This is a genomic window from Pseudomonas sp. FP2338, assembly GCF_030687515.1.
Classification (GTDB): Bacteria; Pseudomonadota; Gammaproteobacteria; order Pseudomonadales; family Pseudomonadaceae; genus Aquipseudomonas; species Aquipseudomonas salomonii.
This window is the reverse complement of record NZ_CP117436.1, coordinates 5475770-5488756: the sequence shown is the minus strand read 5'-3', so window position 1 is coordinate 5488756 and position 12987 is coordinate 5475770. Positions and strand designations below refer to the sequence as shown.

Sequence of the window (12987 nt, the reverse complement as noted above, 5' to 3'; positions counted from 1 at the left end):
ATGAGCAAGGACGCGATTGTTTCCGGCAAAAAGTGGGTGTTCATCGGGTTCGGCTCGATCACCAAGGCGACCCTCGGGCTGCTGGTGAGCGCGCGTACATTCGAGCTTTCATCGGTGGTGGTGATCGCGCCGCAGATCGAGCAGCACCAGCCCTTTGTTGACCTCGGCGTGAGCTTTATCGACGTGGCGCTCACGCCCGAAAACCTTGGTGGCGTGTTACGCGATGTGGTGCGTCAGGGGGATTTCATCGTCAACCTGTCGGTGAATGTCAGCAGCGCCGACCTGATCCGCTTTGCCCATGCCCACGGCGCGTTGTACCTCGATACCTGCATTGAGCCCTGGGCCGGTACCTACAACGAACCGAGCCTGAGCACTTCGCAGCGTTCCAACTACGCGTTACGCGACCAATTGCTGTCGCTAAGAAGTGAGCTGGGCCCAGGCCCGACAGCGGTGGTGACCCATGGCGCGAACCCGGGCCTGGTGTCGCACTTCGTCAAATCTGCATTGTTGCAGCTCGCGGCGAAACTCGATGTGAGCGTCCCCGAAGGCCAAGAGGGCGTGGCCTGGGGCGAGCTGGCGATGGCACTGAACGTCAAGGTGATCCACATTGCCGAGCGCGACACTCAGCGCTCATCACGCATCAAAACCGACGACGAGTTCGTCAACACCTGGTCCGTCGACGGCTTCGTCAGCGAAGCCGGGCAGCCTGCCGAACTGGGCTGGGGCTCCCACGAGAAAACCTGGCCGCCGTTCGCCCATCATCATCTGTTCGGCTCCAATAACGCCATTTACCTGGAGCGCCCCGGCGCCTCGGTGTCGGTGAAAACCTGGACACCCAATGGCGGCCCCTGCACCGGCCTGCTGATTACCCACAATGAAGCCATCTCGCTGCCCGACTTTCTGACCGTCAAAGTGGGCGATACGCTGCTGTACCGGCCCACCGTGCATTACGCCTATCACCCTTGCGACGATGCGCTGTTGTCGGTGCATGAATATGTCGGCCGAGGCTGGAAGCTCCAGGACACCAAGCGAATCATGAACGACGAGATTGCCCCCGGTGGCGTCGATGCCCTGGGCGTTTTGCTCATGGGCCACGCCCTGAATGCCTACTGGTACGGCTCGATCCTGAGCATCGACGAGGCGCGCCAGATTGCCCCGTTCAACACCGCTACCAGCCTGCAAGTGGCCGCCGGTGTGTACTCGGGTATTCTCTGGGCCATCGAAAACCCCGACCGTGGCATCGTCGAGCCGGAACAGATGGACCACCAACGCGTGCTGGAAATTGCTCTACCCTTCCTTGGCAGCCTCCAAGGCATCCAGACCGACTGGACGCCGCTGGACACCATCAATGCCCTGTTCCACAAGCCCGAAGGTGAATTGTGCCCGTGGCAGTTCGAACACTTTACGGCGGTTTAACCCAGGCCTGTCACCCATGGAAAGTTCGAGCATCGAATACACCGACAAACAACGCTGGTTTGCCCTGACCAAGATCAACACCCTCTCGGCACTCTCGCAGATCGTGCAGATCGGCACCGTCACGCCGCTGCTTTCGCTGTCGCTGGAACAGCAAGGCGTGGAGCCGGCCAAGATCGGCGTGATCGTCAGCGCCTCGTGGCTGGCGATCCTGCTGCTGTACAAATGGGTGCCGCGTTTGCTCGCCCACCTGGGGTTGGTCAAGACCAACATCCTCAGTGCGGTGCTCACCGTGGGCGCATTGATCGGCATGACCTTGACCCACCACCTGGGGCTGATTTTTGCGCTGAATTTTGTCCTAGGTATCGGCCTGATCCTGCGCTGGATCGCCTGCGACACCTGGATCGTCGCCGTCGCCTCCAAAGACGAACGCGGCCGCGCGATCGGCGTACACGAAACCCTCATGGGCCTGGGCATCGCCGTCGGCCCGTTGCTGCTGGTGGTCTTCGGCGTCGGCAGCGCCGCGCCATACTACGCCTGCGCCGTCATCGTCCTGCTTTCCGGCCTACTGGCACTCACCCTCAAACCCTACGACACCCAACCACAAACCCCGGCAGAAAAACGCCACGGCAAATTATTCAGCATCATCCCCACCGCACTCTGCGGCGCATTTATCGCCGGCTTCGCCGAAACCTCATCCGTATCATTTCTGGCCGGCTACAGCCTCTCGGCCGGCTACCTCCTCACCGCCGCGACCCTGCTGATCTCAGTTTTCGGCATCGGCGGCACCCTCCTGCAACTGCCCATCGGCTGGATGGCCGACCGCAGCTCCTACAAAATCGGCCAATTGGTTTGCGGGTTAGTCTTGCTGCTGGGCACATTCGCCATCCCGTTCAGCCAACCGCTTCCCTGGTTGGCGACGCTCATCGTATTCCTGTGGGGCGGCGCGATTGGCGGCATGAACACCCTGGCCGTGATCGAAGCGGGGGATCGGGTGGGGGAGCATCAGGTGTCTACGGCGATGACGGCGATTGCGATGTTTTATACGTTGGGGAGTGTATTGGGGCCGATTGCGACGGGGGCGATGGTTTCTTATGTGAGTGGGCATGGGTTGATGATATCGGTGGGGGTGGTGGGGGTGTTTTTTGTGGGGGTGTTGGTGCTGCGTAGAGATCCGGTGCGAGGGTGATTGGCGGCGAATTTCAGGTACAAAAAAAGACGTCTGTGGACGTCTTTTTATGTTGAGGTGGTGGGGCGGGGTAACCTGTGGATGTTGGCTTCAGACCGGGTTTATTTCGAGTGAACGGAGGTATGCCGAGGATTGAAGATTCTTAAGGCCGAGTTGCTGCGGAGCGACTCGGCCTTTTGATTTTTGCTACTGCGGGGACGGTGACGTGTCGGTTGTGGGGTGCAGTACGGACAACACCCGCTCGATCAGTAACTCACCCGGCACGATTAATTGTTGGCTGCCCAAAAGCTTTTGACGGTTTTCGCCTTCGAGTTCGAAAGCCAGGTCAGTGGTGATAGCGTTCAGCGAGGCCAGGGTTTCACTGGCTTGAATCAGTAGGGTTTCGGGGTCGATGTTTTGAGCGACCGTGAAAAGGCTCGCTGGAGGATTGGGGGTGATTTTTTTCATAATGAAGCTCCCACACTGTTTAGGGAGCTGCCGCCCCCTGCTGTCAAACAGGATTGGGTGGCAGCTGTACGCGGGTTGACAGACCGGAAGTGTAGGAACCCGGCGCACCCGAAGATGCCCCACGCACAGCCGCCATGAACGAGGCGGGATGCGTGAAGCATGCCGTTAAATCATGGGGTGTGAAAGGTTACACTTTTCGGCCTGTCAAAGCCGGTCGCTGATGAGCAGCGACGGGGGAAAGTTAGCGTTGTAGTGGGGGTTGCGCCAGTTCACCAACGGCGCGACATCTTGAAGGAAAAATCCGAGGGCCCGCTGGCTGGGCTTTTCAGACCTCAGAAACAACAAAACCCGCACTAGGCGGGTTTTGTCGATGCTTCGAATTGGGCCGGGGTGATCTGAAAAAGCTCTGTAGCCATCTGTTTTTATTGGCTAATAGTTAATCAGATAAACTCCTTGGAATACCAGCTGGAATGCTGCGTGGTCTGGCTTCCGATGGATGGTCATTTTTGAGTTCGGCCCCCTCCAGAGCTTCGACGTTAAAGCTCCAAGCAAATGGGCGTGACGGCGTTAGCTGTATGGACCGGACATGCTGAGACACATCGAGCTTGCACACATCTCAGCCCAGCATGCTCCTCATGCTCTGCTGCAACGAAGACTTGAGCGCTTCATCACTGGCTACCAGCCGGTAAAGCTCTAGGTCCTGCCGGCGGCGTATCAGCATGACTTCCTCGAAAATCTTCTCGAACGCCAGTGCACGATGGTCTTCGTCCTGGCTCTTTTGGTACTTTGGCTCAAAGTCCGGATGTTCCTGAATGCCCTTTAGAATACTCAGGAACTTCACGCGCTTCTCTTCTGTGGTTACACCCCAGCCCTGGAACCAACGCTCGTTGAAGCTCAGGATGATTTGGTCCAGCAGGTCTTTTTCCTGCTCACCACCATGTACCCCACGCGGATTTGGGTTGGCTGGGTCCAGCTCGGTTTCCACGTCATCCAACGCAATGCTGTGGTTCAACTTGACCCGTTCCAGCCCATAGGACGCGAGGTCAACCGAGTTAAGCAGAGCGTCGATTTCGTCGGCGTCTTTGTCCTGCACTTTGAGTTTCGGGATCAGGAACTTGAGGAACCAGAACAGCTTTTCCCAGGCCACAATCTCGTACGGCATGATCGAGGCCATCTGGCCGTAGATCTTCACGAACTGCTTGGCCTTGATCTTGAAATCGACCTTGGCCTCATCCTCTAGCTCTAGTTCCACGTCGAAACGCTCAGCGGCGATATCGATCAGCACAGCCAGCTTTTCAGCATCGACGTTGTCGAAATACTGCGTGGCAAATGCCTCTACTTCCGGCCACTCGTAGACGCCGACCTCGTCCAACTGGTCCTTGAGTTCGTGCAGCACATTGATATCCGTTGCTCCGGACAGGCTGGTGGCCGTGTAGAAAGGGTCGAAGGAGGCTTTTATGTCCTCCACCTGGTTGAAGAAATCCAGAACGAACAGGTCTTCGGTCTTCTTGCCCCACCTCGGTGCGGCACGATTAAGACGCGACAGCGCTTGCACCGCGAGTACGTACTGCAGCTTCTTGTCCACGTACATGGCACACAGCTTAGGCTGATCGAAGCCAGTCAGGTACTTGTTGGCCACTACCAGCAATCGGTATTCGTCGGTGTCGAACTTGTCTCGCGTATCCGCTTCGGCGAAGCCGTTGATGCCGGCTTCGGTATACTCGATACCATCAACCAATTTTTCGCCGGAGAAGGCAATTAGCGCCTTGAACGGGTTGCCGCGTGCTGCCAGCAAGCGGCTGATGGCCTTGTGATAGCGGATTGTGGCTTCGATGTTTTGGGTTATGACCATGCACTTGGCCTGGCCTTTAAGCTTTTTCGGCTTGACCACCTGATCAATAAAATGCTCCAGCATCACCTCGGCTTTAATGTCGATGGTCTGCTGGTCGCGTTCGACATAGGCGCGTAGCTTCTTCTGTGCTTTCAGCGTGTCAAACAGCGGATTGTCCTCGATGGACTTCTGAATTTCGTAGTAGCTGCGGTAAGTGGTGTAGTTCGCCAGCACATCGAGGATAAAGCCCTCTTCAATGGCCTGTTTCATCGAATACAGATGGAAGGGCGCGAAGCGGCCATCGGCCTGCTGCTCGCCGAACTTCTCCAGCGTGCTGTTCTTCGGCGTAGCGGTGAAGGCGAAGTACGAGGCATTGCCGCGCATCCTGCTGTTCTTGATGGCGCTGAGGATTTTCTCTTGGGTGTCGTCTTGCTCGTCGCCGCCCATCACCTTGTTCATCGTGCCGTGGCTGCTACCGTCCTGCGAGCTGTGTGCCTCATCGATGATCACGGCAAAGCGTTTGCCAGCCATGTCGTCGATGCCATCCACGATCACCGGGAATTTTTGGATAGTGGTAATGATGATTTTTTTGCCCTGCTCCAGCGCCTGCTGGAGGTCAGAGGACTTTAGCGCCGGAGCAATGATGTTTTTCACCTCGGAGAACTCGCGCAGATTCTCGCGCAGTTGCTTGTCCAGCAGGCGGCGGTCAGTCACCACAATCACCGAGTCGAATAGAGGCACATCCAGGGCGCGCGCACCGGCAACCTCCAGCGAAGCTGGATAGGTTTCTATCAACTGATAGGCTGCCCAGGTGATGGAGTTCGATTTACCCGAGCCGGCTGAGTGCTGGATCAGGTAACGCTGTCCCACACCATGCTGGCTGGCATGCGTTACCAGGCGGCGTACTACATCCCGTTGATGGTAACGCGGGAAGAACAGCGTACGCTTGGCCAGAGGCATCTTACTGCTGCCGTCCAGGCGCACAAAGTGCTGGATGATATTGGCCACACTTTCGCGGCTGAAAACTTCCTGCCACAGGTAGGCGCTCTTGTGCCCGGCAGGGTTGGGCGGGTTACCAGCGCCGTGGTTATGGCCCTTGTTGAATGGCAGGAAGAAGGTCGCGACACCGGCCAACTTGGTGGTCATGTAGACCTCGTCGGTGTCTACCGTCATGTGCACTAGGCAGCGGCCGAATTGCAGCAACGGCTGGCCCGTATCGCGGTCGTGCTTGTACTGCTTTTGTCCGTGATAACGGGCGTTCTGGCCCGTCCAGGGGTTCTTCAGCTCCAGCGTGGCGAAGGGCAATCCATTGATAAACAGCACCAGGTCGATCTCTTCCAGCGGATTACTCCGCGAGTAACGCACCTGGCGGGTACTGCTAAAGATATTCGCTGCAAACTGCTTCTTGACTCGCTCCGAACTGCTGGCAAGTGGCGCGGGGTACATCAGGTTGAAGTGCACATCGTCGATGGCCAGGCCGCGTTTGAGCAGGTGCAGCGCGCCGTACTTCTTCGCGAGCCGATCGAAGCGTTCGAGTATGCGCAAATCCCAATCATCGTAGCGCTGCTTGAGGCGTTCCAAATCATCACCCTGGCTGGCCTCAAGAAATTGCCACAAGCAACGGCTATCCACAGCATAGCGGGCATTAAAATCCGAGGCGCGGCCCAGTTGATAGCTGTGGTTCGGGCCTGCAGGCATCTGCTCTGCGCTGTCGCGGATCGCCGCCTGCTCCTCCAGACAGGTGCCGGTCAGGTATTTCTCGATGCTCGCTTCTAACGCCTGTTCGTTGGTCTTGCTTACCATGCCGGCTTCCTTGTGCCTGTTCTTTCTTATCTCTGCCAGGCGAGCCCGGCGCGGGATGCAAATGTCTAAATCTATCCTGCCAACGGGTACAGACATTCGCCGCTACCCACCTGACTTACCACTAACCCATTGATTCAGCTGACAGCACAGACATTAACAGAGCTGGCTGACAGCCTGCTAAATGTCTAGCGGCTCAGCTTGGCCTAGTTTCTCAAGCCGGAGAAGTATTTACCGAGCTTGGCGAAGTTATAGCCGTTCTTGGCCTCCTTAAACTCCGCCACCTCGCTCCCGCCGCTGCCGGCCAGCAAACGCTGCAGGTGCCGCTGGGCATACATCAGGCTACCTCCATATCCTGCACTTGCGGTTCCACTACCCCCGTCACCTTGATCTTGCCGGTAACGGCGCTATTGATCAGGGTGGCCTTGTATTCTTTGAGTGCAGAAATTTGACGCTCTTGGATTGCAAGAGCTTCACTGAGGCTTGAGCACTCACCGCGTAAATACGATGAAATTTTTTCTTGCTCGGCTTTAGAAGGGAGAATGATTTTTAGTGACCTGACCCTACCAACGCTTAACTGCGGCAACGCAGCACCCCTCAAAGTCGAGCCATATTGTGCTTCCAAATAGTTAGCTGAAAGAGCCCAGAAGAGAAAGTTAGGTAGAGCGTTTCCCTTAGGGTTTATTACGCAAAGCGAGTCTAGAATTCCAAGCCTAACTCCCTCTGGAAGAACCCGAACCGCACCAATAGTGCCCTTTCGAGAAAAGACCAAAGACCCTCGTTGAAATCGACATCTTGCTTCCTGTTCCACGACAGTTCTTTCCGAAACACGTCGCGGTGTATTAATCTCAATTTCATCAAATCCGTAGAATTCCTGAGTCGATATGAAGGGAAATCCTTCTTCAACATACTCAGGATTCCTGTGGCTTGGATTGGGGTCGATGACATCAGAAACAGCCATAATTGGCTTGACCTCCCAATGCGCTGGGATTTGGTCGATCCAATCGACACCGCTATCTTTCATCTGGACGCTCGTATCAAGTCCACGAGTTACGGCATGCTGGATCAGTACTTGCTTACGCTCTTTAAGTCGTGCCATCAGGCACTCCTTGGTCTTAATTGCCTTATCGATCTGAGCACATTTATGATCAAGAAATTTCGAAATCGACAACTGTTCTTCGAGCGGTGGATAGATCAGAAGACTATTTGAGATATGATTAAAACTAATGGTTTGTCTGACGCCAGACCCCAGTAGCTTCATAAATGCCACGTCATATCTGTGCAGCAAGTACTTGAAATACTCTTTATTTATATTTGCCACTTCTTTTAAAACAATATAGCCCGCACTTACAACTACATCAAATTTTGACAAGGCAATTCGAAGACTAATCAAATCATAATTTAGGTTTAGTGGATTTATTAAAAATTCACCTGACAAAACCTCTTGATATGAACGCTTTGTGGAGTCAGCAACCATTTCATCATTCTTATGGACAACCTCGCCAAAACTAATTGCGCCACAAGAAAGTTCCATGTTGCTTGTATGCTTTTTTTCGCGAAATAAAGATTTCAGTCGTAGAACAGTCCAGTGGTCTGGGATTTCGCCAATCCAGCCCTCACCAGAGTCCATATATTTTTCGTATTTAGGCGCGAGTAATAATTCCATCGGATTAGTTTACCTGCATTGTAGCTATATCTATGCCCAATACTGCGGCAATCAACCCCTCAGCCTGCTGCTCCAACGCCACAATCTCCCTAGCCACTTCCTCCATGCTGCGCAGCGGCTGATGCTTGTAGAAGTATTTGTTAAAGCTGATCTCGTAGCCGATTTTTACCGACTCCAGATTTATCCAGGCTTCCGCCACATGGGGCTGCACTTCGGCCTTAAAAAAGCGATGGATGGAGTCGGCCAGAGGAATGCTTTCGCTGTCGCGCAGGTCGCTGTTGGATTCGTAGGTAATAAATTCGCAGGCCTTGCCGCTGGGGTAGTAGCCAAAATCAGGCAGCTCGGCCTCGCTGCAGTCCAGCCGTTGCAGCAGCGCGGCCAACTCAGCACGGTCGAACTTCTCCACCTTGCGGATGACCTTGACGGCGTTTTCGTCGTACCAGCTGACGGCGTTAAGCACCTGATTACGCTCGCTGGCACCGAGCTTGATGCCAGCCTCTTTGCTCAGTTTTTTAAGCGCCTTGTCCACTAATTTGGCGAACAGGTTGAAGTCGTCGAACGTCTCGCTGCCGATGGCCTGCATCAGATACTTGGCCACAGTTACCAGCAGCGACTGCTTGGCCCAGGTTTCCAGGCTCAGAATCTTTTTACGCTGCTTGGCGTTGAGCTCCAGGCCTTGTTCTTCACACCAGGTGAGGATGGCTTTTTCATGGGAGGCTAAGGTGGCGTCCTGGTACAACGCCTCGCCCCACTCTTGGTAAATCCACTGCATGGGTTCGCGCAGGGCCTTGTCGAAACGCAGGGTTTCGATGCGCTCGGCGCTGAACTGCGCCTTGCGCCGGTCCGGCCGCTCTATGCTGACCTTGTGGTAGCCGAAGTCGCGGTTATCGAACACCTGCGCGGCAATGCCGTCGCCACCGGCCGGGCGGTCGATGCTGGCGAGGTCGAGGTAGGTTTGGGTGATGCGCTCGATATGCTCGGAGGCAAATTCACAGTTTTTGTTACCGAGGTTTTTGCGCAGTTTGCGGTGCAGCAGGCTGGCATCGATTAACTGCACTTTGCCTCGGCGCTGCGCCGGTTTGTTGCTGGAGAGCAGCCAGATATAGGTGGTGATGCCGGTGTTGTAGAACAGGTTGTTGGGCAGCTGAATGATGGCGTCGAGCAGGTCGTTCTCGATCACGTGGCGGCGGATATTGCTCTCGCCGCCGCCTGCGTCGCCGGTGAACAGGCTGGAGCCGTTGTGCACTGAGGCGATGCGCGAACCGAGACTGCTTTCGCCCGGCGTCTTCATCTTGTTGACCATTTCCATCAGAAACAGCAGTTGGCCGTCGCTTGAGCGCGGGGTGGCGTCCTGCATTTCGGCGTTGCCCCAATAGTCCGCGAGGCTGACCTTGAAGCGCGGGTCGATAACATCGCCGCCGTCTTTGATGAACTTCTGCTCACTGGCCCAGCTTTTACCGTAGGGCGGGTTGGACAGCATAAAGTCGAAGCGGCTGCCGGCGAACTCGTCCACCGAGAGGGTGGAGCCGGGGCGGATGTGGGCAGGGTTGTTACCCTTGATCATCATGTCCGACTTGCAGATGGCATAGGTCTCGTCGTTGATCTCCTTGCCGTAGAGGTGGATGTCGCGCTGGATGGTCGAGTCCGGGTATTTTTCTTCGATAAAATTCTGCGACTCGGTGAGCATGCCGCCACTGCCGCAGGCCGGGTCGTAGATGGTCATCACAGAGGGCAGGCGATTTTTGATCGGGTCGAAGACCAGGTGGGTCATCAGCTCGATCACTTCGCGCGGGGTGAAGTGTTCGCCGGCTTCCTCGTTGTTCTCTTCGTTGAACTTGCGGATCAGCTCTTCGAATACATAACCCATGCCCAGGTTGCTCAGGGCTGGCAGGCGGTTGCCTTGTGGGTCTTCGCTGTCCTGTGGGGTGAGGTTGATGGTGGGCGAGGTAAATTTTTCCAGTACGTCGAGCAGCACATCTTTGCTGGCCATGTGGCGCATCTGCGACTTGAGATTGAAGCGCCGGATGATGTCTTTGACGTTGTCGCTAAAGCCGTCGAGGTATTCCTCAACGTTGCTCAGGAGGATCTGCTGGTTGTTGGTGGCGGTCTTCTGCAGTTGGCTTAGCGTCCACTTGCTGGTGTTGTAGAACACATAACCGGAAGCGGCACGCAGGGCGCTGTCGTCCAGTTCGGTCTGGCTCATTTCATGTTGCTGAAAGGCCAGCTCTTCCATCACCTTGACCTTGCTCGCCTCCAGCAGGGCATCGAGCCGGCGCAGCACCACCATGGGCAGGATGACGTCACGGTATTTTCCGCGCACATACACGTCGCGCAGGCAGTCGTCGGCAATCGACCAGATAAATGAAACCAGTTTGTTGTGGACCGCGTGGTTCAACTGCAGATACTCCAAATCAAAGCGCCGAATAGCAGCGCTGCTAGGGCGGCTGTACCGCACCCATGTGCAAGCTAAGGAGCGCATCATAACCAATACAGCTGCGCTTTTGGCGGAGGTGAGGTAAGCGGATGGCGAACACACCTTCCGAACCCAGCATTAAGGTCGACGATGGTTGAACTCTTTAAGAAGGCGCCATGATGCTTGCTGAACGAGTCTAGGCTCCGCAGGTGGTGGCCTGCGGCGCGTATTTTATGAGGGGAGAGATAGCGCTTCGCGCCAGAATCGTAACGGCACTTGATCGCATGGCTCACGCGTTTGCTGGATAACCTCTTCCAGGATGACGAACAGCCTCTGCGCCTGTGCCCGGTGGCCCAGTAAGCACAACGATTTCAGGATGCGCGTCATTCGCAGGTCGTTGTGATTCTGCCTGAATGCCCAGTTCTGACTCCGGCTATCCCAGTCGCCTGATTTCTCGATCAGCCCTGACGCTTGCTGGCGTAAACCATAAAAACTCAGCATGCGACGCAGAGCGCGTCCTACCCCGCCTCTGACGCGCTCGTCGTTCGCTAGCTCGTCGAACTCAGCAATGCTCGCCACTGGCGAGTGGCTGTTGAAAGCACTGGGCTCATCCAGCGGAAACCACCATTGTATGAAGTCATGTATGCTTTCCAGAGTTTCATCATCCCAGGCCAATGCCTGGCCTAATGTACGCTGGCGATGGTCCATGCCATCGTAACCCAGATAGTTGCGAATCAATTCTTTCGCACTCGCCATACATTGCCCTCGTTACGCTTTATTGGCCACCAGTTCCAGCGCTTTACGGATGACATCAGGCGCTACTTCTGGTTGGTCTTGTGTTGTCCGCTGGAAGACAACGATAGTGATCTTTTTGCGACGCTGCCTATCAGCACCGTAACGAGCGGCCTCCGTCAACGCCAATACCAAGCCGGCAATCGCCAACGATGGATCAATTCCACCGTGCCCGGCGCCTAGCACTGGCATGACCACTTCGTTGATCCGCTTGTCAGCAAGCAGCTCGAACAGTTCCTGCATACCATCGAATACGTAGGACATCCTGGCGGCAAGCCCTTGCCCGGCGCGCTGCGTGGTGGTGGAAACTAAGGCTATTGCGGCCGCGTTTTTCGAGGGGTCCGAAACAAGGATGGCTCGGCCGGGACCATAGCTTTCGCTAGACTCATCCATAGTCTTTTGTTGCTGCGTACCGACGCCAAAGCGCATCTGGCATTGCTGTCTGACAAGATCCGAGAATTCCGGCGCCGTATCGGGGCAATGCCGGTTGATATAAACGCCCAACGCACTCCGGGTATCGCGGGTGCAATGGTCTTCGAAATACTCATTGCAAGGTAACGCCACCACGGTTGTTTTCGCGTCCACCGGATGGTTTTCGATACGCCCAGTGACGATGCTGATCTCACTCTCTCCGACGCTGGTACAGAAGCCGCCGGGGCATTCCCAGACATTGGTGGTATTGCCCTTTTGCTGCACGATACCTTCGATGAAATCACACAACACGCGGTGCTGAATGGCCTGTGCATCCGCCGGCTTGGCGATGGAAAAATGATCTGACAACGGGACCTTTAGAGCATCGCCGAAATAGATGGCCCCACTGACCGGGGGCACGACCTGTGCCAACCACAAAAAGCGCTTGAGCACCACGAACTGGTCTTCCACCAATTCCCGACCATAGATCACCAGCTTGCGGCTCATCAACGCATTGCGAAAATCGCTATTCAGATCGTTGAGCCAGACATTGTTCTGACAAAACGCCAACGCCTGACCTTGAACATGCCCCATGAACTTTGCGATCGGCCCAAGCCAATTAGCATAGGAGGAACCCAGTGAGGGAGAGGCGATCAGGAAAAGCCCAACTTCAGCACCACGCTCCACAAGGTCATCCAAGCGCTGCACGATATAGCGTCGGGCCACGATGCCACCCATGCTATGAGCAACGAAGACAATTTTCCGCGCCCTGTTGACACCATCGAGGTGCAGGCTTTCCTTCAATGCATCGACAACATCGCCTAGGCTGTAGGACCCGCTGAAGAACTCCGTGCGATAGGTGAACTCATAAATGCCCACGCTCCCTATAGCCGCATGCTGGGAAAGCAGGTCCGGCCAGTAGGTTTTATTTTGATGACGCCAGCACGTTTCACCGTCGGACAGCACCCCATGCAGAAACACTACGGCCATCGGCGATGCCGTATCGTCCATTGCTCTGATCCAGC

At 55.6% G+C, this 12987-nt stretch carries 9 protein-coding genes; 2 read left to right on the top strand and 7 right to left on the bottom strand.

Annotated elements, in window-relative coordinates; genetic code table 11:
• On the top strand, nt 1-1416 hold the full coding sequence (locus tag PSH96_RS24810; protein WP_305455788.1) for a saccharopine dehydrogenase C-terminal domain-containing protein: 1416 nt from the start codon (nt 1-3) through the stop codon (nt 1414-1416).
• A gap of 16 nt (nt 1417-1432) precedes the next feature.
• The gene (locus PSH96_RS24805; RefSeq protein ID WP_305455785.1) at nt 1433-2602 is read left to right on the top strand and encodes an MFS transporter; all 1170 of its coding nucleotides are present in this window, start codon (nt 1433-1435) and stop codon (nt 2600-2602) included.
• A 186-nt stretch (nt 2603-2788) separates the two neighbouring features.
• On the opposite strand, the gene PSH96_RS24800 is transcribed toward PSH96_RS24805, so the two are convergent.
• The 7 genes from PSH96_RS24800 to PSH96_RS24770 form a co-directional block, all read right to left on the bottom strand.
• On the bottom strand, nt 2789-3049 hold the full coding sequence (locus PSH96_RS24800) for a DUF6124 family protein (RefSeq protein WP_305455783.1): 261 nt from the start codon (nt 3047-3049) through the stop codon (nt 2789-2791).
• A 616-nt stretch (nt 3050-3665) separates the two neighbouring features.
• Nucleotides 3666-6683, bottom strand: a complete 3018-nt coding sequence (locus PSH96_RS24795; protein WP_305455781.1) for a type I restriction endonuclease subunit R — start codon at nt 6681-6683, stop codon at nt 3666-3668.
• 203 nt (nt 6684-6886) lie between these two features.
• Complete coding sequence (locus tag PSH96_RS24790; RefSeq protein WP_305455779.1) at nt 6887-7018, bottom strand: hypothetical protein; 132 nt, start codon at nt 7016-7018, stop codon at nt 6887-6889.
• On the bottom strand, nt 7018-8346 hold the full coding sequence (locus PSH96_RS24785; protein ID WP_305455777.1) for a restriction endonuclease subunit S: 1329 nt from the start codon (nt 8344-8346) through the stop codon (nt 7018-7020). The genes PSH96_RS24790 and PSH96_RS24785 overlap by 1 nt, the downstream gene beginning before the upstream one ends.
• 4 nt (nt 8347-8350) lie before the next feature.
• On the bottom strand, nt 8351-10741 hold the full coding sequence (locus tag PSH96_RS24780; protein WP_305455774.1) for a class I SAM-dependent DNA methyltransferase: 2391 nt from the start codon (nt 10739-10741) through the stop codon (nt 8351-8353).
• 249 nt (nt 10742-10990) lie between these two features.
• A complete protein-coding gene (locus tag PSH96_RS24775) occupies nt 10991-11515 on the bottom strand; it encodes an opioid growth factor receptor-related protein (protein ID WP_305455772.1) in 525 nt (174 codons plus the stop codon).
• A gap of 12 nt (nt 11516-11527) precedes the next feature.
• Nucleotides 11528-12973: a triacylglycerol lipase gene (locus PSH96_RS24770; RefSeq protein WP_305455771.1), complete on the bottom strand. Its 1446-nt coding sequence runs from the start codon at nt 12971-12973 to the stop codon at nt 11528-11530.
• Between the last annotated feature and the right edge of the window lie 14 nt (nt 12974-12987).